23 protein-coding genes and 1 tRNA gene are annotated in these 26899 nt (G+C 50.5%); 9 read left to right on the top strand and 15 right to left on the bottom strand.

The genetic code is table 11. The features are described 5' to 3' along the window. Positions 1–3 precede the first annotated feature (3 nt). On the bottom strand, positions 4–606 hold the full coding sequence (locus AB1K62_RS11660) for a DUF1788 domain-containing protein (protein WP_367003744.1): 603 nt from the start codon (positions 604–606) through the stop codon (positions 4–6). A gap of 1 nt (position 607) precedes the next feature. Then, entirely contained in the window at positions 608–1222 is a 615-nt protein-coding gene (locus AB1K62_RS11665; protein ID WP_367003746.1) for a DUF1819 family protein, read from the bottom strand. A 128-nt stretch (positions 1223–1350) separates the two neighbouring features. On the opposite strand from AB1K62_RS11665, the gene AB1K62_RS11670 reads away from it, so the two are divergent. Further along, on the top strand, positions 1351–1629 hold the full coding sequence (locus AB1K62_RS11670) for a hypothetical protein (protein WP_367003748.1): 279 nt from the start codon (positions 1351–1353) through the stop codon (positions 1627–1629). A 470-nt stretch (positions 1630–2099) separates the two neighbouring features. Then, positions 2100–2735 (top strand): S24 family peptidase, encoded by a 636-nt coding sequence (locus AB1K62_RS11675; protein WP_367003750.1) that lies wholly within the window; start codon positions 2100–2102, stop codon positions 2733–2735. Between the two features lie 636 nt (positions 2736–3371). Here the strand turns inward: AB1K62_RS11675 and mobF are convergent. From mobF to AB1K62_RS11690, 3 genes are read right to left on the bottom strand one after another with little or no spacing between them, the layout of a single operon-like run. Next, entirely contained in the window at positions 3372–6299 is a 2928-nt protein-coding gene (gene mobF / locus AB1K62_RS11680; protein ID WP_367003751.1) for a MobF family relaxase, read from the bottom strand. A gap of 46 nt (positions 6300–6345) precedes the next feature. Continuing rightward, positions 6346–8679: a type IV secretion system DNA-binding domain-containing protein gene (locus tag AB1K62_RS11685; RefSeq protein ID WP_367004051.1), complete on the bottom strand. Its 2334-nt coding sequence runs from the start codon at positions 8677–8679 to the stop codon at positions 6346–6348. Further along, positions 8669–8998, bottom strand: coding sequence for a hypothetical protein (locus AB1K62_RS11690; protein WP_367003752.1), 330 nt, complete (start codon positions 8996–8998; stop codon positions 8669–8671). The genes AB1K62_RS11685 and AB1K62_RS11690 overlap by 11 nt, the downstream gene beginning before the upstream one ends. A gap of 555 nt (positions 8999–9553) precedes the next feature. On the opposite strand from AB1K62_RS11690, the gene AB1K62_RS11695 reads away from it, so the two are divergent. Then, complete coding sequence (locus AB1K62_RS11695) at positions 9554–10483, top strand: HEPN domain-containing protein (RefSeq protein WP_367004053.1); 930 nt, start codon at positions 9554–9556, stop codon at positions 10481–10483. Between the two features lie 654 nt (positions 10484–11137). Next, positions 11138–13099, top strand: coding sequence for an AAA family ATPase (locus AB1K62_RS11700; RefSeq protein WP_367003754.1), 1962 nt, complete (start codon positions 11138–11140; stop codon positions 13097–13099). Positions 13100–13199: 100 nt separating this feature from the next. Here AB1K62_RS11700 and AB1K62_RS11705 read toward each other — a convergent pair whose 3' ends face one another. Next, entirely contained in the window at positions 13200–13592 is a 393-nt protein-coding gene (locus AB1K62_RS11705) for a hypothetical protein (RefSeq protein ID WP_367003755.1), read from the bottom strand. Beyond that, positions 13589–13939: a hypothetical protein gene (locus AB1K62_RS11710; RefSeq protein ID WP_367003756.1), complete on the bottom strand. Its 351-nt coding sequence runs from the start codon at positions 13937–13939 to the stop codon at positions 13589–13591. Before AB1K62_RS11710 ends, AB1K62_RS11705 begins: the two co-directional genes overlap by 4 nt. Positions 13940–14414: 475 nt before the next feature. Here AB1K62_RS11710 and AB1K62_RS11715 point away from each other — a divergent pair, with 475 nt between their 5' ends. Beyond that, complete coding sequence (locus AB1K62_RS11715) at positions 14415–14648, top strand: DUF6437 family protein (protein ID WP_367003757.1); 234 nt, start codon at positions 14415–14417, stop codon at positions 14646–14648. Between the two features lie 99 nt (positions 14649–14747). On the opposite strand, the gene AB1K62_RS11720 is transcribed toward AB1K62_RS11715, so the two are convergent. From AB1K62_RS11720 to AB1K62_RS11745, 6 genes are all read right to left on the bottom strand, one after another. Continuing rightward, entirely contained in the window at positions 14748–15134 is a 387-nt protein-coding gene (locus tag AB1K62_RS11720) for a single-stranded DNA-binding protein (RefSeq protein WP_367003759.1), read from the bottom strand. A 489-nt stretch (positions 15135–15623) separates the two neighbouring features. After that, positions 15624–15974, bottom strand: coding sequence for an HNH endonuclease (locus AB1K62_RS11725; protein WP_367003761.1), 351 nt, complete (start codon positions 15972–15974; stop codon positions 15624–15626). 927 nt (positions 15975–16901) lie between these two features. Then, on the bottom strand, positions 16902–17843 hold the full coding sequence (locus AB1K62_RS11730; RefSeq protein WP_367003762.1) for a DUF2493 domain-containing protein: 942 nt from the start codon (positions 17841–17843) through the stop codon (positions 16902–16904). Positions 17844–18162: 319 nt separating this feature from the next. Further along, the gene (locus AB1K62_RS11735; RefSeq protein ID WP_367003763.1) at positions 18163–18582 is read right to left on the bottom strand and encodes a hypothetical protein; all 420 of its coding nucleotides are present in this window, start codon (positions 18580–18582) and stop codon (positions 18163–18165) included. A gap of 13 nt (positions 18583–18595) precedes the next feature. Further along, a complete protein-coding gene (locus AB1K62_RS11740; RefSeq protein WP_367003764.1) occupies positions 18596–19549 on the bottom strand; it encodes a zincin-like metallopeptidase domain-containing protein in 954 nt (317 codons plus the stop codon). A gap of 393 nt (positions 19550–19942) precedes the next feature. After that, on the bottom strand, positions 19943–20854 hold the full coding sequence (locus tag AB1K62_RS11745; protein ID WP_367003765.1) for a toprim domain-containing protein: 912 nt from the start codon (positions 20852–20854) through the stop codon (positions 19943–19945). A gap of 133 nt (positions 20855–20987) precedes the next feature. On the opposite strand from AB1K62_RS11745, the gene AB1K62_RS11750 reads away from it, so the two are divergent. Then, the gene (locus tag AB1K62_RS11750; protein ID WP_367003766.1) at positions 20988–21614 is read left to right on the top strand and encodes a lytic transglycosylase domain-containing protein; all 627 of its coding nucleotides are present in this window, start codon (positions 20988–20990) and stop codon (positions 21612–21614) included. Between the two features lie 96 nt (positions 21615–21710). On the opposite strand, the gene AB1K62_RS11755 is transcribed toward AB1K62_RS11750, so the two are convergent. Further along, positions 21711–22862 carry an integrase arm-type DNA-binding domain-containing protein gene (locus tag AB1K62_RS11755; RefSeq protein ID WP_367003768.1) on the bottom strand — a complete coding sequence of 384 codons (1152 nt, stop codon included), beginning with the start codon at positions 22860–22862 and terminating at the stop codon, positions 21711–21713. 153 nt (positions 22863–23015) lie between these two features. Next, a tRNA-Ser gene (locus tag AB1K62_RS11760) sits at positions 23016–23103 on the bottom strand. 118 nt (positions 23104–23221) lie between these two features. On the opposite strand from AB1K62_RS11760, the gene AB1K62_RS11765 reads away from it, so the two are divergent. The 3 genes from AB1K62_RS11765 (at position 23222) to ald (ending at position 26891) form a co-directional block, all read left to right on the top strand. Beyond that, the gene (locus tag AB1K62_RS11765) at positions 23222–24301 is read left to right on the top strand and encodes a peptidylprolyl isomerase (protein WP_367003770.1); all 1080 of its coding nucleotides are present in this window, start codon (positions 23222–23224) and stop codon (positions 24299–24301) included. Positions 24302–24719: 418 nt separating this feature from the next. Continuing rightward, complete coding sequence (locus AB1K62_RS11770) at positions 24720–25691, top strand: peptidylprolyl isomerase (protein WP_367003771.1); 972 nt, start codon at positions 24720–24722, stop codon at positions 25689–25691. 87 nt (positions 25692–25778) lie between these two features. After that, a complete protein-coding gene (gene ald, locus AB1K62_RS11775; RefSeq protein ID WP_367003772.1) occupies positions 25779–26891 on the top strand; it encodes an alanine dehydrogenase in 1113 nt (370 codons plus the stop codon). Positions 26892–26899: the final 8 nt, after the last annotated feature.

Here is a 26899-nt window from a genome sequence, read left to right on the forward strand (position 1 = left end):
GGCTTAGACCTCGTAATTCAGAATGTTGAAGGCGCGGTAATATTTGTCGTCATGAAGCTGACCAAAGAGATCCAATGACGCGCCAGTCGCCAAAGCATGGGTGTAGCTTCCTGGGAAGAAAAGAACGGTTGGCGCGTCTTTCGCAGTGCTTTGTAGGTTGTTCAGCACGTTGTGAGAGCGGATGTAAGGGTATACCTCACCGACGCCTGACAAGAAAATGACATCATGTGGGGTCGCTTGGATCGCCTGGCCAATATGCGGGATCAGGTGAGCTTGTGGGTCCAAGACACCTTGTAGAAGTTCCTTTATCTCACCCTTACTACTGTCGGCCTCAATTTCGAGAACCTGCTCTAAGATCCCGCGTTCTGAAAGTATGTCGAGCGCGAGATCGTAGAGGTTCAGGTCCAACACTCGAGTGCCGGAGTGCTGAATTCGGGTCACAAGATCTTCACGGTCCTCAACCATGGTAAGCCCTTCCTCGGCGGGAAAGGGGTAGATAAAAAATGGCACTTCATTCCCTAGGCCTTGTTTGGTCAGGAAGCGTTCACTGGTGATCACGTGGTAGAGGTGTTCGGCCCGCTCTTTTCGGTTTAGTCCTCGTTTCAAATTAAGCTCCCTCGAGCGGAACGCTAGGGAAAATGGCCAGATCGCCGGGGTTGTGGTCTTCAATCATGTGTTTCAAACGTGTGGAAATAATCGCGGTTTGAATGCGATCATCTTCTGAAATGATTCCGGCTTCACGCATCATGCGAAACATGATTTGACGAAGTTTCAAGCGGGTCGACCGACTTAATCCGGCCAGTCCCTCATCCCATTCAGCTTTCGCTTCAAAAAGAATGTCAAAGCTTTCGAGCGGTAAATCGAGTTGGTAAGACAGGTATCGCTCTCTCACCACTTCCACCGCAAATTCACGAACGAACCGATATGCGCGGCATGTGGCGATCCACAACAGCGCCTGCTGCTCGGAGCGATCCGCCCCTTCCAAAAGGTAAGTGCGTTCCTCATTGGTAAGAGTAAGCAGGCGGTTAGCAATTTCGCGCAACGATCGACGGTTCGAAGTTGATTTCGGCAGACTGGTTGTGCCTTCCTCCATGGCTCTGAGAATTGTGTCTTCCCAAGGCTCGCCGTCTTCATGCAAGCGCGCGAGTTCAAGGCTTTCGTTCAGGAAGAGTCCGCCAGTGCTAAATGACATCTTGTAGTCTTGTATTGCTGAAGCACTCACCACCGCATAGCCCCTCCCCTCAAAATCCCCATTGTTTGCTGGCGCCCTAGCCCTTCTGTAACTATTCGTCATTATAATAAGTTAGACAAATTGAGGCTTAACTTTTGTTATTGTTTGGCCTTTTTGCCATGTTGACATTAATCAACAAACGTTCGGTGTTGCAAGCGCTCTTGTGCAATTGTTTGTTTGATCAATTATCGTTGTTGGGTGATTTTCTGACCCCTTCCAAGTTAGGCACTTTTTTGGGGTGGGAGCATGTTATTCAAGCTCTCATGGCAGCGCTTGTAGTAACGGCACTCGATGTAAGCTTCGATCTGGTCGTCAAGATCAACGGATTAGGCGTAGATTGTGAGCAGGATGCTGTTTTGAGCGTCTGGTGCCGGTCTTTAATTTTACCTTGCGCTTGAAGATGCGGCGTTGCGCCGCTTATATGGCTTATGCCCTAAGCGCTCATATAACTCACAAGATTGAATATAATATAACTGAAGTCATTGGACATCAAACTTCCAACGTTTACATCTAAAATATAGCTTAGATATTAGGTAAGGTTTTAAAGAGACTCTCCAAAGCTTGCTAGATCATTTTACCACTTGTCTCGCTTAAGTAATTTTCAACTTTCTCCACCGTCCGCCGCCTCGGTCTTCGCCCCATTCTAAGATCCAGCACAAATCTAGGATCCCCCACGGCCCGCCTGCCAAATCGCGTCGCAGAAATATGCGTTTGCTTCAAGTGCAGCTCAATACGGTCTAATAATTTCATTGTCTTCCTCGAATCAGCTTTCACTTGCGTTCTTGTTATGCTCCTATTAGGAAGAATCTATATTGTCTAGGATAATTCCTATTACTAAGATGACTGGATTGAATGAAAGGCATTGCCGATGGACAATGTGAGAGAAGAGCTGGACCGGCTTATTCAGCATAACAAAGATGATTATTCAGGCCTATCACGGCTTCTCGGTCGCAACCCTGCTTACATCCAGCAATTCATAAAACGTGGCAGCCCTCGCAAGCTCGACGACGAAGATCGCCGTAAGCTAGCGCGTTATTTTGGCGTCGATGAGCAGCTGCTTGGTGGACCGCCGCCTGCGATCCATAACGGTCTAGTCGAAATCGCTACTTTAGACGTGGATGCGTCCGCTGGATTTGGCGCGATTGCTGAAAGCGAAAATAGCCAGACGCGTTTTGGATTTGACGAGCGATGGCTCAAAAAGCTGACACCGTCCAAGAGCTCAAGCCTTTCGATTGTCCGTGTGATCGGCGATTCTATGGAACCAACCCTTAGTCACCGAGATGAGGTGCTTGTTGATGCGTCCGATCATGGCGCGCGTCTTAGAGATGGCATCTACGTCTTGCGTTCAGACGATACGCTCGTGGTTAAACGGGTTGCTCTTAAACCTGGCGGTAAACAAATCACGATCTCCAGTGATAATATAGCCTATCCGACTTGGGATGACGTGGACCGCGCTTCCATTCATATCATTGGCAGGGTTATCTGGTTTTGCCGCGCGATATAAACAATTATAGCTTGGTGATTAGCCAGCGAACGAGCGTGTAAAGTGGCCAGCCCAATATTATAATAGCTATAAAACCCACCTCAAGATAGAGGAGCTTGGCGCTCCAGCTATTGTTTGACCTGTTCGGCTGATCACGCACAGCGATGCCGCTTCCAATATTTATTCCACCGGGCGGCCCAGCCGCCGCGCACCATAGCGCAGTTGATGTCGCCGCTTTTAGGCGAAATGCACCATGCTGCGGTTCTCGTTCCGCCAGCTCCGCCGTCTGACCTACACTGCATAGCGGGTCCGCTCACCAATATATGCCCTTCACTGGAAGCGCCGACCGGACGTCCAACAAGATTTACGAGCGCATTGCGGGCTTTTTTTGCTGCTGCCTTTGGGCAAGGGTGGCTAGGTCTGCAGGTGCGATCCAATTCACGAGCGGCAATGCCGGAAAGTCTGATTCTTGGACCTTCAGAGCACCATACTCGGTCCATCGCCATCCCATACCCGTATAGGCGTGCAGGTAAATGTTTCACCGCTTGGAACAATGGCCACTTTTAAGGCGAGGAGCAGGATTAGATTAAACATGACCCAAATCACATGCGATAGTCCCAGAAATATGTCCAGCGATGACGCACCCCCCGTTGCCTCTTAAATCCCGATCTCAAAAGGTTTTAACATGTCTTTTGTAATTTCTGGCTTATCTGTTCCAGAGGCCTTGTCTTGGACCTGCGACTTGCCCGCTTTCAACCCCGTTGCCGCAGCTTGGCGGAGCCGCTCGGTCACTTCCAGTGCGGAAGTCTTGGTACCTGTATTTTGCGCTACTGCGCGGCCGAGTTTGCCAGCGTTATCAACAAATAGGGTCAGACTGTCGCGTAGTCGGGTTATCGTCACGAGAAATGTCTGCTGATTGGAGAGGTTTTTTTCGCGGCTATCCATGACGGCGATACCGTGGTCCGAAGTCAGGCCTTGGGCCATATGGGCATTAAGCGCATAGGCTAGATCAAGCCTTTTGAGCATAGGATCACTGCGTTTCAGCCTATGTTCCATACCTGCTGATGTTACCAGCGTGAGATGAGTCTTGTCGATATCCGTAATTTTTGCCTGATCGGCATTGAAAAGACCGCGTTTATGGTCGTTTTTGGTCCAACGAATGCGCTCGCTGCTATGAATGTCTAGCTGCTTTTCTTCTAATAATGCCAGCCGATCTTCGCTTTTCCCGGCGCATATTTTCGAGGGATGAAACTGCACCATCTTTCCTTTGGGATCCCGCAATTTGATTATTTTGCGTTGTGCATCAACCGCGGCCACATGGTACTGACCTTGCCTCAGGCCCTGACTACGAACCCTTCCTGCAACCTCAAGCACCATGCCAGCTTTATAGCCCGAGACATAGCGCAGCTCTTCACGCGTGGTGTTCACGCGGGAGAGCGTAGACAAGCGCAAAGGCTCCGCTCCAAGTTCACCATTGGCCTTTAAACCGGTTTGAACAGCTTGGTTGACCGTGGATCGCAGTGCACGCCCTGAAGCATAAATAGCGGTATTTTCGCGCGCGGAAGGCGAAAGCGACAACCAGTGTTCGGCGGCCATGACCGCGCTGTCGTCATTGGTTTCGATGGTATAATCCTTGAGATAGCCCATAGCTTTGGTCACAAGTCCTGATTGCGCGGCGCTTTGGGCGCGGCGCAATCCTAAGTTCCTTGCCCTCAGATTGACGTCCATCACCGCACGTTCGGCGCCAGCCTGCTGAATAAGGTCAAACGGCTTTCCGGCATCAACAGCACCGAGCTGCTTACGATCCCCGATAAGCACCAGCCTGTCGACACGCACTAGGTTTGCGAGGCGCACAAGCTTCTCTTTGTCGGTACTCGATACCATCGAGGCCTCATCAAGAAAGAGAACATGATCTTTGAGCTGTTGCCTTGCTTCTGAAAGCAGCGCGCGGTCGGTCGGTGCATGCAGCAATTTGGCGTGTTTCCCCAAAAATCGGGCAAGCGTCATTGACGAGATGCCTGTGTCGCGTTCGAGCATTTGGACAAGTGTATTTTGAACAGCAAGGCCGAAGACTTGTTTGCCTTGCTCTCGTAACAGCTCTGATACGGGTTTAAGGAGGCTGGACTTACCAGCGCCGGCAATCCCCTGGACCGCTACGGTCCGATTGGTAGATGACATGATGAGCCGGGCGCCAGCTTCCTGTCCCTCGTTCAGGGTGAAACCATAGTTAAGCGCAGAAATCGCCTGAACGCGCTGGGCTGCGACATCGCTACTGATAACGGGCGAAACCGCAGACCGGCCGCTTTCGACTTGGACAAGTATTTGCTCCTCGAGCGTTATGGCATCCTGCGAGGTAAACCAGTCTTTCTTGCCGCCTGCGCCTTTGACAAGGGCCCCTGAGCGGACCAGAGACCGCACCCGCTGTTCGACATGATCGATTGTCGTAGGCAATCCAAAGTCGAGCGCGGTTTTAAGCAAAGTTTCGCGCGGGAAGGCGGCCTCTCGTTCTCCAAGATGCCTGATGGCAGAGGCAACCGACTGCGCCGCTGCAATGGTTTCAGCATCTTTCTTTAATATATGGTCTGGAATTAGCGGGTCATCCGCATTCCCGCGAATAACAGCGGCGAAATCACGCAGCAGCTTTTTACCGCGTTCGGCCAGACTTTTCGCAAAGCTGGGAACCGCATTCAGCATTTCCGTGCGGGCCAGCGCAGACGAAACCCTCCCTTGTAGGTCCATTCCGATATCATCAGTTGCGCCGCGCCAACTCGACGCTAACGCATCGCGGTCAGCAATGGGAGATTTTGCCGACCTGGTTTGAAGCGCGGCAATATCCCGCGCTTTGGGCGTTTGAATTCCGAGCTGGCGGACCGCATCGATAATTTCTTGACGCCTTGATGAAAACGCCATGATGTCGGCTCTTGTGAAACCTTCTGCTTCAAAATTGCCATGCTTGCCGACCGCGCCCGGCTGATAACCAAGCTTTTCTACCGCGATTTTAAACCGCGCCATGGTCATACTGTTCAGCAATGTATTGAGCGACCAGAGACGATCGTTTTTCAGACTGAGCCATTTCCCATCTGGGCCCTGCGTGACATTGGCGACCACAGCATGAAAATGCAGATTGGGTTCTTGATTGCGATTGGTATCGTGTTGAAAAAGTCCAATAGCGAGATTGCCGGTGGGCACTGTTTTAATCTTACCTTTTTGTACAATTCGCGTTTCTGCTGCATTCTTTTCTGCCCATGCCAAAGTGGCAATCACGGCTTCACGATAGGCTTCGATAATACGCTTATCACCGCCAACCAATGCCAAAAGCGACCAGCTTTTCGGCAACGAAAATGTGAGATCGGTGCCGGGCCGATGCGGCTGATTAGGATTGCCAATCTGAATTCCTGCAGGCAGCCTACCGCTCAGCAAAGCATCGAAGGCCTTGGCCTCCACTTGCCCTTCAAGGCCAAGCTTTTCGGCAGCCTGGCCGACCCACATCCCTGACCGGTCGGCATCATTCGTAGCGTAATAATTGTCAGTTGCAAAATAAGTTGCAGCGGCAGAAGAGGAGCGGACGTTGGCAATGGAGAGCATAGAAATGGCCTTTTTTCATGAGCCCCTCGCTACCCCTTTATGAAAACTACATATCAGGCTCCCAGTCACCGAGCTCAGGTTCTTGTCCAGGATCAACGGCGCCTTCTAATAGGTCTCTTTCTGGCGGTGGGCGGGTCTTGACCCGGTTGGTGGGCTCAGAATTTTCGGGCTTGTGCGATCTTGATGCTAATCTTGAAACCTGACCTTCCCCATTTTGAACTTGACCTTCATTTACGGCTTCTTGGGCAGCTTGGTCGTCGCCAGTGACGAAGCTGATCAAAGGAAGCGCCGCGTGAGTGCCAGTAGGCTTTGAGGACGGATTGATAGCCTGAGGTTCTGCATGTGCGCTGATGCTGCGCTTTAACATTTCTTTCGAGTTTCCCCGAGTTTCGGTATCACGCGATTTTTCGGGATCATCGTCATTTTTTTTTAAATCCGATAATAGGTCCATTTGACGCAATTCCACTGGCTTACCGGCGCCATCATCGTTGGCGGATGGATGTGCATTGCTTTCGCTTGTTCCGCCTGCAGTTTGCAGTTTTTCAACCGATCCACGGTCCAATACATCCTTGTTCGCTTTGACGGCTTCGCGGGTTATAAAGCCTTCGGCAATACGCGGCCAATTGCGGGGCGAAAGAGCGACAGGTGCCGCCGGGAATCCATCGGGAAACTTGATATAGCCCGACAGGCTTGGTAGGTTCATAAACTGGTCTGGCAAGAGCAATGGCTCGACCTGACGACGCGGCGTCAGGCTCACCGCATCGCGGGCATTATTATAGCCATAGCTATAGCCTTCTTCCATATCCTTTACCTGCCGGTGCCCGATAAAATCAGAGCACCAGGCCGCAGTCTCCCGGTCAGCAGTGCCAAGGATAAGTTTTGTCCTTGCGAGAGAAGAGAGAGTCATAGCCATATTCTCTCCATAGACTTCCTTTAGCTTGGCAAAAGCGTGCACACCGGTGATGATTGCACCGCCAAAATTTCGGGCCGTTTGCAGGCCTTTCTCGAGGGCCGGTAAGCGGTGCAGTGCGCCAAGTTCATCGATGAGGAACCAGAGTCGCAGATCTTTCGTTCGCTCCATCGTCATCAGGGTATTCATCGCGGTATCCATCCATAAAGTGAGGAGCTGGGAAGAGATGCTCATCTCGACATAGCGCGCTGAAATAAACAATATTGACCCGGCTTTGCAGTTACCGCGCACCCAATCTCGAAGGGAAAATGCAGGCCCATCGGTGGGCAATAATTTGAGCGCCTTGGCATTTGCGTTAAATACCGCGCGGATTGACTCGGCCATACGCGCAGCTTCGGGAGCCGTCAGCGGATCGGCCATAGTTCCGCGCATGAGTTTATGCACTTGGGCCAGATCAGCGGTCATTAATTTGGTCGCCAGCGCTTCGTTAGTCGTTTCGCCCTTGGCCCGCAAATGAAGGCACATTTCTACAAATAGCATGCGCGCTGCGAGTACCCAGAACTGCTCACTACCGCCGCCATCTTGGGGCACCAATGCTTCTGCTGCTGCATGAAACTCGCCTTCACTTGCGCAATCATTGAAGACGCTCCAGGCCGGGCAGCGCTCATCAAGAGGGTTAAGAATGATGTCGCGAGAATCATCATAGAATGTCTCGATAAAAGCCCCGGTCAAATCAAAGATCACCGCCCGTTGACCACGCCCGCGCGCTTCAGAAACCAGATCAAAAAGCGCAACAGTTTTACCGGTTCCGGTCGTGCCAATAATCATTGCATGACTTTGTTCGAGGCGCCATGGGTAGCTCAATCCAGCCAGATGTGAAGGAACATAATAGCCCGCTTGTTCTAAAGCCGCGCGACCTGCCAGGCGCCATTTTACGCCCAGTTCGGCGCGCATCTCACGCCCTTGCTCCAGCCTGTTATGCCGTTCAATTTCATTTTCCAGTTCAAGCAAGCTTACCAGCATCGCGCCGCGTTCATGTTTGCGTTCTTTGGATTTCCCGCCGAAATGTTCGGCAAACCAATAGAAGAAAATGAAGATCGGTGTCAGGATAGAGGCACTGAGAATACACGCAAAACTAGCCGTATTCCAAAAAGCGCCAACCGCTTCCCTCATTGGCGGGAATTCACGGATCACGGACATCGGGAGCTGCGCATCGCCGCCAGTTGCCAATTTGAGGTTTACCAGCTTTACCGGATCAAACTCCATAAAAGCATACAGACTGGCATATAAATGCATCCATACGAGGTAGAGCTGATGATCATCCAGTGCGCTCGCTACGTTCCACCAGCACAGCCCCAGCGTTACTATTGCTGCGATGATTACCGGTCCTTTTAGCCCAGCGGCAAACATGTATATAAAATGCCCTAGTAGCTGACTGCCGCGGGTGAAATTAAGGAGGTTACGCTTCATCATTGCCTCCTGAAACAGGCGCCGAAGTCAGACCTAGACGGGCGAGTTTGCGGTGATAAGCCTCAAGCGTTCGTTTCCTCAGGCTGCTATCAGAATGCCCTGTCAAGAGAGCGTCAAGCGCAATGCTAATAAAAATATTCTGGCGCTGCGGATCAAGGGGAAGGATCTTGCCACCGGCCGAATTTTGCGTGTGCCATGCATCGACCAGAAGGTCACGCACAACAATGCTGACACTGACTTTACGGTCATCTGCTTGTGATTTTACCCAAGCGGCAAGTGGCATTGGGACGTAGGTTTGAAGACTGATATGCTTGTTCATGATCAGGTTCCTGTAGAAACTGTGGAACCTGGCTCACCTTACGGAAGATGCGATGAGAATAAATCGTGAACAAAGCAAAGTCAATGGAAATATAACCACGATATCCCAATATCTTAGATAGCCGTAAGTTACCGGTAATTTGCGAATCCGGCATTTAAATCACGGTCAAATTGTTTGACGCCAATACCGATTTTGCCATTTAAAACATTGACTTTAAATCATATTGTGAAGGCAGCCCGCTGCGTAGGGTGTGCTCTGACTTTGTCCACAGCTCGGCAGTCTTTTCCGGCTCATTTTATTCTCCCCTATTTCGCAGTTTTGCAGGAGTTTGCGGATGATCTCTTAGCCTATCGGGCGTCTGAAATCTATAAAAACGTACTCAGAAAATTCTGCTTTAATGGCTATTGGTGACCAAATAGCCTTGCTCGGTCCCAAACTTGCCAATGACATTATCTTGATCCTTTTGAGGGATCGAGGCATCAATTTTTCGTGGATATAGCTATTGTGCGAAGCCACTTGCCAATGCAGGCGCAAAACTCCACAATAATGATTGATATGCGCACTGACCTCGATCATCTTCCGGCAGCCAAGCAACGCGAGATTGAACGCGTGAAGGCGATCATCTTCGAAGAGTTCGAAGACGCGCTAGCGCTCGCGCAGCACGAGTGGAAAAAGAAAGGGAAGATCGAGAAGATCATCCTCTATGGAAGCTACGCAAGGGGCGGCTGGGTAGACGAACCGCACACCGCCAAAGGCTACCGCTCCGACTTCGATATCCTGATTATTGTCAACGATAAGCGTCTTACCGACAAGGTCGATTACTGGCTGAAGCTCGACAACCGCCTTATCCGCGAACTTGCCATCGACAAGACACTGCGCACGCCGGTCAACTTCATCGTCCATACCCTTGGTGAAGTGAATGACGGTCTCGCGCATGGCCGCTACTTCTTCATGGACGTCGCAAAAGACGGCATCGCGCTTTACGAAGCCGATGACCGCTTACTTCACGTACCCAAGCCCAAGACGCCCGACCAAGCGCTCGTCATGGCGAGAGAGTATTTTGAAGAATGGTTTCCTGCATCAATGAAGCGGTTCAATATCGCCAAGTTTGATATCGAGAAGGGCTATTTGAAAGATGCGGCGTTCGACATGCATCAAACTGCGGAACGATTATATCACACTGTTTTACTCGTTTGCACCTTCTACACGCCACATGTTCACAATCTAGGTTTTCTACGAACGCAGGCAGAACGTCTTGATTTGCGCTTGGTTGACTGCTGGCCGCGTGAACTTCGTGCCGACCGAGCAAGGTTCGAAAAGCTGAAAGAAGCTTACGTAAAGGCTCGCTACTCGAAGCATTACCGTATCAGCGAGGAAGAACTTATATGGCTGGGTGAGCAGATCGAGGAACTCGGTCGCGTGGTGCACACAATCTGCTCGGAACGGATCACCGCACTGGAAAATAAAGCTCAGGCAACGGGGTAATTCGGACCTCATGTGGCAAGGGGATCTCACTTAACGCCGATAAAGCATTGATGTAGTAGTTAGGAATGCCGAGCCCACGCTCTAACCCTTGGCGGGATGTCCGGATAGTCGACGGATCCTGACAGCCCGATATTAACTCGGCGATCGCGATAAGCGGTGATTCGTTCATCCGCGGCCGCGATGGCAGCTTAGCGCCCCAATTGTCGCCATTCCGAAGGATTAAGTTCGTGCCTGAAAGCGGCCATTGCCTGAAGTCGCTGCGCTTAAAGGACCGCTATTGGGGCGTTAGCTGACCGGCAGCTACTGTTGCTGTAATTTCACCCTTTGCCTACAGTACCCCCTCTCATTGCGATACGCGCAGGCATCGGCCGCTCGATCATCGCGGGCGACACGGTTCGCCGTTGCACTGGAGTTAAAATCGGGATTTACGGGGTTTGAACGTGAGGCAGGGCCCGTCGATTACACGCGCAGTAGGCTGAGGGTCGGTTTACGTTTCGGTATGATGGATCGTCATTCGAATGGCTTTCACACTGTGGTCACAATAATGCTCTTCAAGTATTCGACAACTTGGTCATTAACACTTTGGAAAACTTGACTTCAACTAAGTTTTCTGACCGACTAAACTAATACCGAACCTCTATACAGGATAGAACCATGAAACTGACCAATGCCCACGCTACAAACTATAGGAACATTGTAGATTCGGGACAGGTGAAAATTGTCGGAACAACCTGTCTGGTAGGTAAAAACGAAGCAGGAAAAACCGCTTTCCTTAAAGCATTGGAAGGCCTTCGATCGACTGATCCGGAATTCAACGACTACGGGAAGACCGAAAATTATCCGCGTAGATTTCTCTCTGATTACGACGAGCGTCACAATGGTTACGAAGCGCGAGTAATCAAAACACAATGGCAACTGAGCGAGGCCGATATAAAAGCTGTTGAGGCCATTCTCGGAATAGGATCGGTCACGGCGAAAGTGATTAGCGTTTCGAAAACATACGAAACACAATCCACGACATGGGTTGTCGGTGTAGATCACAAGAAAGTGATTGCCCATCTCAGTAAGCGTTTCAACCTTACCAAGGATGAAAAAGAACCTTTCAATGAGTGCGATGATACAAAAGACGTTTTCATAATTTTGGATGAACTAGAACGGACAGACTCACAAAATGAAATGTTCGAAGCAATTGGAAATTACAGAAAGAACGATGCCGATCTGAAGGCCATTGATATCCTAAGCGCCAGAATGCCTAAGTTTTTATACTTTTCGCATTACGATAGAATGAGTGGAGAGATTTCTATCAATAAACTGAATGCCGACAAAACGAGTGGCGAGGGCATCACAAGCGGCGATCAGGTATTTTTGGACTTTCTGGAATATGCTGGGACTGATTTGGATGAACTTACAGAATCTACAAAGTTCGAAGAGTTAAATGCCAAGTGTGAAGGCGCAGCGAATAAAATCACAGATCAGATATTCGAATATTGGACTCAGAACGATGAACTGCAAATCAAGGTTCTACTGACCGAGGGTAAGGCTGAAGACAAGCCTCCCTTTAATAGTGGGGCTGTTGCGCGTGCTCGTGTCGAAAACAACCTTCACCGAGTGACCGTGCCATTTTCGGAACGATCAGCTGGCTTCATTTGGTTTTTTTCGTTTTTGGTGAAATTTGCACAGATCAAAAAGTCGGAAGGAAACGTTATCCTACTACTTGATGAACCTGGACTAACACTGCACGGTACGGCCCAAAAGGATTTGCTTCGATACTTCAAAGAGCAGATCGAGCCACATCATCAGCTGATTTTTACGACTCACTCGCCTTTTATGGTGCCCGCAGATGAACTGAATACAGTTCGAACAGTCGAAGATGTTGTAACGCTGGATGATCGGAGCAGAAAGGTATCACAAGGAACGAAGGTTAGAGGTGATGTTCTAACAACCGATCCACAGACGAATTTTCCGATCTTTGGAGCCATGGGCTTTGAAGTAACCCAAAACCTTATCATCGGCGAAAATACCTTACTAGTAGAGGGACCGAGTGACATCCTCTATCTACAAGCTGCATCAGCGGTATTGAAAAAGAATGGTAGAGAACATCTCAATCCGCACTGGGCGATTTGTCCATCAGGCGGGATTGATAAAGTACTACCTTTCGTTCGGTTGTTCTATGGCAACAAACTAAACGTTGTGGTTTTGACAGATTTTGAGAGAGGTCAAAAACGTAAGCTTGATGACCTCTACAAAGCTGAGTTGCTGGAAAATGATCGCATTCTTTTGGCTACAGAAATTGCCGAAAAGGAAGAAGCAGATATTGAAGATTTCTTCGAGCCTTCAGTTTTTGTAAAACTCGTAAATGCGACTTATGCGTTAAAGGGCACGCATGCTCTCACCGTGGAAAAATTAATGAATGCTGATGATAAAACGGAACGATTGGTGAAAAAGGCAGAAGCCTATTTTAGACTTCTACCTGATACTTTCCCAACATATAGTCACTTTGATCCATCGATGCATATTCTCTCAAACCCACAATTTTTGGAAGCGAAAAACACGAGCGTCGAAAAAACACTTGCTTGTTTCGAGAACGCATTTCAGCGCATCAATAAGTTCATTTAGGGGGTGGGCGTTTTGCCTCTCATAACGCAAGTACGAGCGTAATTTAATGCAATCGGGGTAACTAGGTCGCGCCGATGTTAAGTGGCGGGGAAAAGTGCTATTAATTCGGCGCAATATTCAGAGGATCGGGGCCTCGTCCGCTCAAATAACGATCCGGCCAAGTCTTTGACCAATGATAGAACGGGTTTTTCTCGCCAGCCATCACATGCTCAAAGAACGTGCCATAAACCAGTGAATCGGTCGTGTTTGGAAATAGGCTCGGCAATTCTAATTTTTCCCTTATGCGGCCTTCTTCCGCGGCCAGTTGTGCCTCTACGAACGGCTTGTACCAATCGGGATCAGATTCATCTTTCAATGCCAGCCGAACGATATTCATTCCATTAGCGTAGTAAAGCAGAACGGTTGAACGAGCCATACAGAAATCGATCAGCTCTTGTCCGGCGACTTCATCCTCTTCCCATTTATACCGCTCAAGCTCGTCGTAGCCTGTCACCGCCTCATCAATATGTTTACATAGGGTTCCTGATATGTACGGGCATGGGCCATATATCGGATGCGCCTTTGGTCATTTTCGCCCATCGATAAAATGACCAAAGGCGCATATTCCAAAACATATTCGCACAACTTTTCTCGCACCGCCATGACAGGATTTTCGGATTGAATTGCATTGAACACCTGCTGATGGAAGTCTCCTGTTATCCGAGTTTTCGCATCTTCTGAAAAATATGCCAGTGCCTGATCGCGATAGAAGAACTCGCGAGTGTGCTCACGCAAAGCAAGTCCCACCTCCGAACGCTTCCATTTCCACATTGCGAATAGGTGTTTAAGATATGCAAGCATAATGCGCTTTCTCCGATTGAAGGGAACTTAATATCCGGCGACCTTGATTTGGGCAAGAGACGCCCGACGTCGAGAATACTGTTTTGAATGATAACGACGAATACGGACGCTCTTGGCGTTCAGTGCCATTCGATCAGCAGTCGAGGCTCGCTCCACATTGCGACCCCTAGACGGCAATTAATGGGTGGAAATCGGACATAAAGATCCCGATTCCTAGTGGCTGCGATGTAGGTTAAATGCGGATAGTCCGCTATCGGCCCAATTCCCGCCGCTATGAAATGCGCTTAATCCCAGTCATTCGCCAAGGCATGGCTAAGTCACAAAAACTTCGTAATTAGTGAACAGGACACATCCCTATCCTCCGCCAAAACTGACAATCGCGAAGTTCACAGAATTTGTTTTCCTACAGGCTCAGGTGTGTGTCACTAAGCTATCAGGGCGAGCAAAAGTGAGGGGGATTTGAAAGGATCCTACAATGCCCACAAAACGCAGCGCACTTGCCGCACTGAAAAGACTCGAAACCCAAAAAGCGGCGCTTGCTGATAAGCAGCGCATATTGGAACAAAATGCAGCGCTTGAAATTGGCCAGATATTTCTGGGCAGTGGGGTTGAGAGCTTCGCACCTAAAAATTTGAAGCGGATGGCGGTCGTGTTGGGCTCTTTGAGCGAAGCTGACGCGCTTGTGCGACTTGGTATCACAGAAAATTAAGAACAGCGATTACAAATCAGACTCGCGGAAAAAGCCAAAAAAAGGCCCCGCCGATTGCCCGGCGAGGCCTGAAATTTGCGGCTGTGATACAATCCGCTGTCAATCGATTTCAGGCGCATCCTGATTGTCTGACGATTTGCCTTTGGTGAGAAAATCAACCTTGTCGGCGAGGATCTCACAGCCGTAGCGTTTGACGCCTTCCTGATCTTCCCACTGGGTATAGTGGACGCGGCCTTCGACCGCGACCAGTTGGCCCTTGGTGCAATATTGCGCGACGTTTTTGCCAAGCCCGTTGAAGCAGGTCACGCGATGAAATTCGCTATCCTTGACGGTATAGCCATTGTCATCCTTATAGGTTTTGCCATCCTTGTTCCGGGCTGGGCGGTCGGTCACAACGGTGATTGATGTAACGGTAATTTCGCCCTGAGTTTTTCGTGTCTCGGGATCGCGTGCGATGCGGCCGGTTAGTATTGCAATATTGGTCATGATATTTCTCCTTAAGTAACAAGTCCGGAAACCATTTCCGGCTTGCGAACAGTCAAAAGAAGCAGGGCATGAGGGAACTGCACCGAAGGGGAACCTACTTTGCCCGGGTGGTGCGGGCAGCATGGCGCAGCCATGCAACACGGCCGGAAGCAAAGTGGGTTGCATGTTTCCTGCTGTCCTGATTCAGACAGGATCGCGAAAAAGCCGGATTGGGTTTCGGATTGGCGATTCGGTAATCGTCAAAACCAATGGAATAGTGACCGGTTATCTTGGTAGCAATTGACAGAACTTAACAAGGCGAAGCAGCTAACTCTCACAGCATGGTGCAATGTGACGCCCAGCATAACTTGATGGTTGAATCAGAGGATGAAACATTGGCACTGCTATCTAGCGCATTTCAACCGTTCTCATCATCTCGGCTATGCAAAATTAAGTCTCACTTCCAATATTGGCTGGTCAACTGCTGAATCACGAAACCCCTGACTTTAGCTATAACGGGAAGATGAAAATGCCATGCCACCTTCCAGATCTGAGCCGTGTTGTTGCCTTTTTGGCATAGAGAAAAGGATCTAGCGGCTTCTTTGAGCGATGCCGGTTGGAATTACAGAAATAGCATGCGGCCACGACGTTCTGAGGCGAATCCTGCCCCCCAGTGCATCGCGCATCTAGATGCTCAGCGGTACATCGGAGCAGTAAGGCCTGCCGTGATGTAATCCGAAATCGTCTAGCGAAGTTATCCTGATTGCCACCGCACATTGGTTGTCTGCAATAATAGCAAAGCCCGCTTTGGGCATGCATCTTTTTAGTACGTATTTTTTGTAGTTGGTTTCCCATAAACATCCTGTCTTTGAATTGCTTCAAAGCGGATGCGCAGCGGTCTTTAAAAGATACCGCCCCTCAGTCGGGAGCCTTGGCTCGCGCTGGACAACGCCGTTTATACGTTACCCCGCAGTCTCTTGTCGGCAGACGTTTAAAACGCCCATAAAGTTACCAATGTAGGTTCCCGCGAAGAATTAAGTTCTTCGCCCGCATCCCCTTAGTTAAACTAGCCTGCCGATGTTTCAAGGTCACAATTCACTCGTATTTGACCGTCCTGTAACGAACTGGGTCAAAACCTTATGTATTATTTTGAATGATAGAATGATGACAAAATTGGGAAATGGAGAAATTTTCTGTGACACAAATACCCGGGTCTGGAAGCCGGGCGGAGACTGCAGCAACGCAATTGCGCAAAGACGCTGAGAAAGTAGCAAATGCGACCGTTCCATTATTTTAGGAGAAGAACGAATCAGCTTCGAAAAATTAAAGGAAGAAGCGAATGCTGCGATTGAGCGATTGATCTCTTAAGAACGGATTGATCGGGATCGTTGTCTGCATAATTTTTGCTAGACGGAGGATCTGACCCTGATGCCCTGAAGAAGGTTTTCATCGCTAGCAAGCGGCGAGACGACCTTAAGCTCCCGCAGGATAACTGTTCGCTATCGAGCGTATTATATATTGGAAGTTCGTGCATCACTGAAAAACGCAGACATACACTGCGCACTCGTTTGCGCCAGCATCTCATCAAGTCATATAAACGCACCGACACCCTATCTTTGGCCTGATCTACCGGGGGATTTATCGTAAAAGGGCGGCAATATTCATCAGTGGGCCAAGGGCCAAAAGGGGATGTCGCCGCGCGGAATATCGTGCTGACAGTCGAAAATCGGCTTTCGGCAGAGATCATACCAATGCTTGGACGGCGCGGATCGAGAAATTAGTCCCTGCTCACCCCGGCGATTTTAGAGAAGTGCCAAGGAAGCCGCGGCGGTCCACAACCGTTATGCGGCGAGATTTGGCTTCAATAACAAGTCGTTCGAGTACACCTGTTCCGGGAAAGGCAATAAGATAGCGCGGATTCAGGGAAAGCATCTGTTCATTGCGTTTAAAACCAGCGCGTGCTCCCAATCTGCGGTCCAGTGAGAATACAAGCTGCTGAATACTGCGTCGTTCAGCCCATGAAGCTGCCAAGCGATCAGCGCCTTTAGTGTCACCGCCGTGGACAAGGACCATGTCAGGAACGTTGTGTAACACCTTGTCTAACGTAGCCCAGATGTTGCCTGCAAATATCTTAGCATCGTCACCACTATCTTGAGTGGTCCGGCCACCGGCAAAGATTACTGGCGTGCCAGTCGGGATATGGGCTTTGTGTCGGCTCTGAGCGCGAGCGCGAAGAAAGTCGCGGCCATTAATCACTGCCGAGGTGATGCCTTTGGCGTGATTTGGACGGGAACCCGTCATTGGTCTCCACGATGAGCCCGTTTCATGGATATATAGCGATGCAGCCGTTTCACGCATCGCCTCAAAAGTAATCATGCTTGCTTCTGCAGCCTGTGCGCGTTCGATTTGCTCTTCGAGATTGGAGGTGTGGATTTCTGATCCGTCTGCGCTTGCAAGCAAAGCTCGAATTTCGTCGGTTGCGCGGTCAAGGGCCGATAATTTGCGCGAAGCGGCGCGGTGGAAGAGATTGACGAAGCCCCAGGCAATATCTTCGCTATCAGCTTCAAGAGCAGTATCGCTGAACAGCGAAAAGAGATCGGACCAAACGCCAGCGAGCGTTTGCTGAATGGCATCATCGCATGGGAAATCTGCGCTGCCAAATGTTGGAGCGGAGATTGAGAAGCCTGACAGGTCAAAACCGGACAGGGACTGGGTAAAATTATCGTACATTATATTGCCTCCTGAAATTGGAAGCAAAGCGAGCAGCTGAATTACGGCCCGCTTTTGCCTCCGGCAGAGCCCGCAAAGGACCGGGAACAGGCAGACATGCCGCACCGCCAACGGCGGGAAACCTCAAAAGCTAGGCTGGCGCGGGCCACACGGGCCGCAGTCCTTTGAGGTTGCGGCTGGCTGACGACCGGTCCAAGGGTCTTTCCTGACAGGAGACAAGAGGCGCGCCGAATTGCTGGAGTTCGTAATGTTCAGTTGGCATTAGAAATGTTCGCTTGAAACACCCAATTCATAGTCGGTACTTCAAAAGGCTATCGATTTACGCAGCTACCGGTTCATAGATTGCTTCCCCATTCGAGAAACGGCCAATGCAGCGATATTGAGAGAAAAGCGTCAGAAAACAGCGCTCAATTTGGGAGAGCCATTGATCTGTGCGTCCCTTCAAGGAGACGATGCTATCACTATCCCAATAGTGATTGTCATCGCGTGCCACAATCCAGATTGCGCAAAGCCCGCAATATACCGAGATGCCAAAATCAGCAAAAGCATTGCGGAGTAGGATACGATCCTCGCGTCCGCGCCAGCCATTAAATTGCTCAAGCGAAGGAAATGCCTCTCTGGCTTGGGCCATAATATCTTCGACCAATACTTGATATTTAAAGTCCCAGTCATCGTCGTCAACTTCAATCACTTGGTAAGCGACGACAGCACCGGTTGGAAAACTCACTGAGCGTCCCATGACTGGTTCTCCTTCATGCTGCTTTAGTGGTCAATGGCGCTCTGTCGGATTGAGGCATTCGCGACTTTCCACCCAGATGGATAAGTAGCGAAGAGGCTTCTTCTGCCTTCGCTGCTGCGGTCAGGATGGCTCGATCATCTGACTTCAGTAATTTGAGCCAATGCCCAATATAGCTTGCGTGACTGTCAAGATGACTGACTGGCAGGCCCAGTTCGCCGCCGAGCATTGCGCTCGATAATTCGGCCACAAGTTCTTCGGCAGCATAAGCAGCGCTGCCGAAACGGTTTTTGAGGTCGCGATCAAGACGGGAGCTGTGCCCTGTCCAATGGGATAATTCATGCGCTAGCGTGGCGTAATAGTGATCGAAGCTGTTGAACAGCTCGGGCTTTGGCATCGTGATACGGTCCAGACCGGATTGGTAAAATGCGTGACTGCCACAATGAACGATCTTGGCACCGACGGATTCAAAGAATTGATCAAGCTCGGCGACCCGGCCTTCCGGTTGCACCGTTACATCTTCAGGCAGGGGATGATAAAATTCTGGCAAGCCCTCGCATTGGTCAGCATTGAAGACAGCATATGCCTTTGATACGCGGCGGGTTTCTTTGGTCTCTTCGTTATCGGAACCATCTATATCTTTGGTATAGCTCTTGTAAAATATTGCGATTGTCGACTTTTCGCCCTTGCGGACCTGCCCGCCAAGCTTGGCGCATTGGCGATATGTCATCCAGTAGGGCGAGCCAAAACCAGAGGTTTCTGCGACCATCCACAGCCAAATGACATTCATGCCTTTATACGGTGTACCGCAGCTGCGAAGTGGACGGGAAACCGGAATTCCGCGCCAAGGCTGAACCCAAGGCTTAGTGCCGGCTTCCAGTTTTTCGATAATTGCAGCGGTAATCTGCTCGGCAGGTGATATAGCGGTTTTCTGGCTATATTTGCGTCGTGAAACTTTTCTTTTTGCCATGAATATTCTCCTGATACATCCGGGCGCTATTGCCGGGATCATTCAGGCCAGAGCTTTGCTCTCCTCTTTTTCGCGGCTGTGGTTAGCGCGTACAGAGCGCGGCGAATATGAAGGATCGCAATCAAACAAACGATGAAATGGCGGCCCATCCTTATAGGATGGACCGCCTCTACCGATCACACAAACCTGTCAGGAGGAAACCAGCAGGTGGCTAAGCTATTCGCAATTTGTTATGCTGCTGCAATAAATGATAGCTTATTGGCTTCGTTGGCAAGTTTTCCGTCGGCAAAAAGAGATGCATTAAAGTTCATTCTGGGCCAGCGGAAAATAGAAAAACCGACCAGACGTTATTGTCATACCTGATTGTCGCACATCAGTAAGCGCTTTTTCCTCCTATATATTGTGCCGCGCAGTCCAGTTTACCAATTCGTCATTCCAGTCGGTACCGGGCGATGACGGTTTGCGAATATGTATGCATCGATCTTCTCGAGAATAAATGGACAGTCCTCGTTTTGCAGCAAGCTCGCCTCCTTTGTCCGCATCGACAAACAGGTACAGTTCAGTCACGCTTTCGGGAACGGTGACCTTGCCAAAGCGCTCGTTCCCGAGCGTCGCCCAGCAAGGAATACCCGTAAGCGCACTTGCTGATAGGGCGCTTTCAATTCCTTCTGCCAAACCAAGGCGGCCATTTATTGGCTGGAACAGCCGTACTGCGCTTTCGCCCAAGCGGCCTAGAGCACGTTTCGGTTTTTCGAAGCTGGCTTTGCAGGGGAGCTTGTCGTGCAGAAAGGTCCTGTGCACAGCAACAACTCCCTCGTCGAGACTTGTCGCAGCGATAAGAGCAGGCAGAAAGCGGACTGCGCCTTTCGGGCCTAAAGGGGTTTGAGCGTGAAAACGCAGCATGGGTGATGACGCTAATATGGCTCGTGCTTCAAGGTACGCTTTTGCTTGAGTACCCGAAATATCTGTGGATTCCCGCCATATTCGTAATGCCGCACGGTGCGGTCTCGGTTCTATCTGCACCCTTTGGGAAAAGGCTTGGCTGTTGCCATTAAACAGATCGCATTGATTGACCCCGGTGCGGGCCAAAGCGGCTAAAACCTCGCTTTGTGCGCAACCAGCGAAACAGTGAAAGAGGATCGCACTTCGGCCGATGGTAACTCCAAGAGAAGGCGTGCGATCATCATGTGCGGGGCAACAAGCCATGCCTTTTGCGCCCGACCAATGGCCGCCAAGCTTAATGCAAAGCTCTCGGGCCGTTGCTTCAAGAGACGACCGGGTGCGGTCAGAGAGAATTTTAGACATGGGGTGGCTTCCTTTCACAAAATTTTGCTCCCGAAGCTAGCTCACTCCCCTCTCACACCCTCAAATGCATTTTCCTACAACCCTATGTTCGCCTTATGTTCTTATTTGATTCGAAACAACACAGAGATCAAATATGCATAAACTATATTGGGCATTATTACCTGTAGCCGTGCTACCTGGCGCTGCAACATCTGAAGAAGTCATACAAGAATCCATAACAGATACCGCGAAAACACTTATTTCTTCGACGGGGGATTTTGAACTATTTCAACACGGCATCTGGCCACGCGTTAATAGTAGCGCAGAGGCGATTGATGTCTATGCCAACCCCGTTTCTCTAGCTGAGCGTCGCGTTAAAACCAGATCTTTGTTCCGAGAGAAGCTATATGAAGCAGAAATTCGAGAAGCCGAATTACGTCATGGTATTCCATTAAGGCTGTTGCAGGCTTTAATCTGGCAGGAATCGCGTTTTAATCCGATGGCAATAAGTCCCGCAGGCGCTGCAGGCTTGGCCCAGCTAATGCCAGGTACGGCCCGTTATCTTGGAGTGATGAACCGACACGATCCTAAATCGAGTATTGATGGCGGCGCAAGATATTTAAAAGAAATGCTTGGCAAATTTGGAGCTATCGATCTGGCGCTTGCTGCCTATAATGCGGGTCCAGGAGCAGTAGAACGTGCAAGAGGTATACCACAAAATCATGAAACGCCGGATTATGTAACCAAGGTATTAGCCCGCTGGAAGGCTATTGTCAGGTGATTTGCAGCCAAATATGTGAATGGGAGTAAGCTGGTGTGCTTACTTCTAAATCGTGTTAATAACACAGTTTAACTGGCATTTTGCTGCCGCGCCTGATTATATTTTTGACATACAATAATCAGCCCAATCATCCATCAAGGCACGACGTTTTTCTAAAAAATCAGTCCGGCGGTAAGCTGCTTCTACCTTGTTCGGTACCGCATGAGCCAGTGCCGCCTCAGCCACCTCTCTTGGATAGTCCGTTTGATCTGCCACCCAGTCCCGAAAAGATGATCTTAAACCATGGACTGTTGAATTAATCTCCATATCTCGAATTACCTTGAGTAAGGTCATGTCAGACAGAGGTTTAGTCGGTTTCTGACCGGGAAATATGAGATCACTCACCGGTGAATAAAACATTCTTGCATGATCCAAAGTGTCAAACGCCGCTAAAGATAAGGGCACAACGTGAGCTCTTCCCATTTTCATACGTTCAGCAGGGATTGTCCAGAGAGCTCTTGCAGTATCAACTTCGGCATGTCTGGCACCTCGGATTTCACCTGAACGCGCTGCGGTTAGAATGAGTAATTCGAGCGCTACTCTTCCAATCGAAACCCGCTTGCGAAGAGCAGCAATGAAATCGGGAATTTCCTCATAGGGCAGAGCAGCAAAATGTCCGTTTTTACTGGGCTGTCTTGGTAGACCTTTACTCACTGAACGTAATGGTGCCTCGCTACTGCGAAATCCCTTGGCATAGGACCAGTCGAGTACAGTCGCGATCCGCTGGCGAACACGGCGAGCCGTTTCCGGTTTTTCTAGCCAGATTTGAATGAGAACATCGCGAATCGCGGGACCTTCAATTTCATTCACGAACCGGTCACCTATAATCGGAAATGCATAGGTTTCCAGCGTTGATATCCACTGCGCCTGATGTTTGCCGTTTTTCCAGCTCTTTTTATGCTCTGCGTGAACCAGATAAGCCGCTTCACGAAAGCTTGGTAGTACGTCAGCCTTTCTTTTACGTTTGGCGACAGGATCAATACCCGCCTTTACTAGTCTACGTATCTCAGCTGCTTTTTCCCGCGCCTCTGCCAGCGATACATCAGCTATTGATCCTAATCCTATGTCACGTCGTTTGCCTTGTGATTGAACACGCACTGTCCAGGATCCGCGACCAGATTTTCCGATCTCCAACAGCAGACCATTTCCATCAGAATATCGTCCCGGCTCTTTAAGGCTTCTTATTTTTTGAAAAGTTAGATTACCCATACGTCCGCCAAACTTCTTTCCCCACAGTTTTCCCCACACCACTACGGAGAACCTGCAGAACATATTAGGAACATAGGAGAGAGCTATAAGCTTGACAAGCCTCAGATTCCTGTACCTTACGAGACTATATGAGATTACATGAGATTTGATAGTTGGCGGAGACGGAGGGATTCGAACCCTCGATAGGTTGCCCTATACACGCTTTCCAAGCGTGCGCGATCGACCACTCTGCCACGTCTCCGCATTGCTGGCCAGAATCATAAGTGGTGCGAAACTCTGACAGCGCCGCCTCCCCTAGTGTGCGAAACGATCTTTCGCAAGAGCTTGATGATAGTTAAGGTGCAGTGATGGAGAAAAATATGACAAAAAGCATCCTGATCGCGCCGCTTGCAGGGCTTCTCGCGCTCTCACCGCTTTTGGCGCAAACCCCGCAGGAACAGGAGCATCCCGGCCCCGGTGCCATTGTGGAAAGCGCCCCGGCGAGCGACTGGAAAACCATTGCCGCCAGCGATCTGTTAATCATGGATTTAGCCCCAAATGCCAAAGGCGAAGCGCGCCGCGTGATCATCCAGTTGATGCCGCCACCATTTTCGCAAGGGTGGATTGACAATATCCGCAAACTTGCCGCCGCCAAATTCTGGGACGGGACCAGCATCAACCGGGTACAGGATAATTATGTCGTGCAATGGGGCGATGCCGGTTACGATAATCCGGAATCGGGTGAGGTTAAGCAAAAAGCGCTTCCGGACGGGCTGATGAACGTGCCGGAAAGTGCGTATGAGATGACCGCTGAGCAATATAATCAATTTATGGAAATTGAAGCTAAGTCAGCAAGCGCCATGGATGCCGCTGAAGAAGCAGTCAACCAAATGGCTGTTATAGCGATCGAGGATAAAATGCGCGCGGCCAATCCCAACTACAGACGATGGGAAGAGCGCGACCCTTATTCGGAATATGCCCAATTCCTAGAAGGGTGGCCTATCGCAAACAGCGGGGATAGCGATGAAGCCCGTTTATGGCCCGTCCATTGCTATGGCGCAGTGGGTGTGGGCCGCAACCTGTCGCCCGATACCGGAACAGGCGCAGAGCTTTACACCGTTATCGGCCATGCTCCGCGCCATCTCGACCGCAATATCGCGGTGGTCGGACGGATTATCGAAGGGATGGAGCATCTGTCCAGCCTGCCGCGCGGCAAGGGGCAACTTGGCTTTTATGCCGATGCCAAGAAACGGGTGCCGATCCGCTCTATCCGTATCGGCGATACCCTGCCCAAAGCAGAGCAGCCGCAGTTTGAATATCTTGACTCAATGAGCGTATCTTTTGCCCAATATACTATGGCCCGCGCCAATCGCCGCGATCCGTTTTTTATCACTCCGGCGGGCGGGGCGGATATTTGTAATATTCCAGTGCCGGTGCGGCGGGTGAAACTGGATAGGTAGCACAGCCATTTGGGAAGGGGCGATATATTGGAACATAGCAAAATGCCTTGGTTTTCTGCTGTGTTTGTGATTTAGAAACGTGGTTCGACAGGCTCACCACTAACGGTATCATTTATAGCATTTTCCCTCCCCGGAGAGCATGGTCTCCGGACAATTTCCCCTTTCCTACATGAACCAGAAACAGTAGTTTCCCGTCATGTTTATACATATAGCCTTTCCAGCCCGATGTTTAATGTCTGCAAATAGCTCTTCCGGCAGCAGATATTTTGCGGCAGGATCATACCCGTGTGAATTGTGTGAACTTTGGCCGCTACACGGACAGAATTTATGTCTGTGAATTGTGTGAACTTTGGTCGCAGCCCGATAGGAATTTGGGCTGTGAATTGTGTGAACTTTCAAATGGAGGATTGTTGAAATCATGACATGGCGCGTCCCATATGGCTTTCACTTTCTGTTACTCCCTTTAGCGCTGATGACCCTCATTTCCGGTCCTGCCCGGGCAGAGCAATATGACACACCCACGCCGGAGCAGGTTCTGGCCGCTGCCCCTGCTGACCATTGGCTACCGATTCCGGTTAATGACCTCATGGTCCTCACCTTGCCCGATGATGCACAGGGTAATGAACGCAAGGCCATCATCCAGTTAATTCCCGCTGCAATGTCCGGCGCGCATGTTCGCAATGTCCGAAAGCTGGCCGCTGCCCGTTGGTGGGACGGAACGAAAATTTACCGCGTTGCCAAGGATTTTGTCACGCAATTTGGCGGCAATCCGGATAATAAAGCTGTTCCAAAAACCCTCGAAACCGTGCCGGAAAGCGACTATTTCAACGCGGCATTGGGCGCAAAGCGCGATAGTGATATGGCAGCGCTGGATGCGGCGGTGCAATATAGCAATGAATATCAGGGCACGGATATCCGGCCGCTGATGAAGATGATTTACGAAAGCTATGGCAGCACAGTGGGCTTTGGTGGCGGCTGGCCCATCGGATCGCAGGACGGGAAAAGCTTTCCGATTACCTGCCGCGGCGCTTTATCACCGGCCCATTATGATCCACCCGATGCCGGTAGCGGTTCGGAAATTTCCATCGTCACCGCACAGGCAGCGCGTAGTCTTGATATGACATTCGGCATGGTCGGGCGGGTGATTGACGGGCTGGAACATGTTACCGACCTGCCCCTTGGCACCGCAGCGGGCGGCTTCTATGCAGAGAAATCACAGCATATTCCGATCACATCCATCCGTCTGGCCAGTGAATTGCCCTTGGCCGATCAGCCGCAATATGAATATCTCGCCAGCTATAGCCCCGCGATGTTGCAATATATTGCGGCCCATGGCGGTTATGGCAATATTTGTACCGTAGCTGTGCCGATTAGGAAAGTTACCAAATAATGTAACTTTATTACAACCCTCTCTCGCGCAGGGTCTGTTTTGCTGTTATTGCTTTGCGTCAAGACTCGACAAAAGAGGAAACTGCCCATGCGTGTCGGCACACCAAAAGAAGTCAAAAACCATGAATATCGCGTCGGTTTAACGCCGGAATCAGCGCGTGAATTAGTCGCCCACGGGCATGATGTTCTAGTCGAAACCGGGGCTGGCATGGGCATTGGCGCAGAGGATAGCGAATATATTGATGCCGGTGCGACCATTGCCCAAGCCGCATCCCAAGTGTTTGAACAATGCGATATGGTCGTAAAGGTGAAAGAGCCCCAGCCCGCCGAACGCGCGATGCTGCGCGAAGGGCAGATTTTGTTCACCTATCTGCATCTTGCCCCCGATCCGGATCAAACCGCCGATCTTATAAAATCGCGGGCGACCTGCATCGCCTATGAAACCGTGACAGGCCCGACCGGCCTGCCCCTGCTGAAACCGATGAGTCAGGTGGCCGGACGCATGTCGATACAAGCAGGGGCCACCGCGCTTGAAAAAGCGCATGGCGGGCGCGGCATATTATTGGGCGGTGTACCGGGCGTTGCTCCCGGCAAAGTGACGGTGATCGGCGGCGGTGTTGTCGGGTTTAACGCCGCGCAAATGGCTGCCGGACTGGGCGCCGATGTTACGATATTGGACCGTGATCCGGCCGTATTGGAAACATTGGGAAATTATTTCGAAACGCGGGCGAAAACCCGTTTTTCAAACAAGGCCAATCTGGCCGAATGTGTGGCCGAGGCTGATCTTGTTATCGGCGCGGTGCTGATCCCCGGTGCCGAAGCACCCAAACTGGTCACGCGGGACATGCTTTCGACCATGCGGCCCGGCTCTGTGCTGGCCGATGTGGCGATTGACCAGGGCGGATGTTTTGAAACGTCCAAAGCGACCACGCATCAGGACCCGACCTATGTGGTGGATGATGTGGTCCATTATTGCGTTGCGAATATGCCCGGCGCGGTGTCACGGACATCCACCTATGCGCTCAATAATGTCACGCTTCCCCATACGCTTGCGATTGCAGACAAGGGTTGGGAAGCGGCCATGCGCGATGATCCGCACCTCGCCAACGGGCTAAACGTGTGGAACGGCCATATCACCTATCGCGCAGTGGCAGAGGATCTGGGCTATGATTATATGCCGGCATCAGAGGTTCTGGAATGAAAGCGCAC

The organism is Parasphingorhabdus sp. JC815 (assembly GCF_040717415.1).
Taxonomy (GTDB): domain Bacteria; phylum Pseudomonadota; class Alphaproteobacteria; order Sphingomonadales; family Sphingomonadaceae; genus Parasphingorhabdus.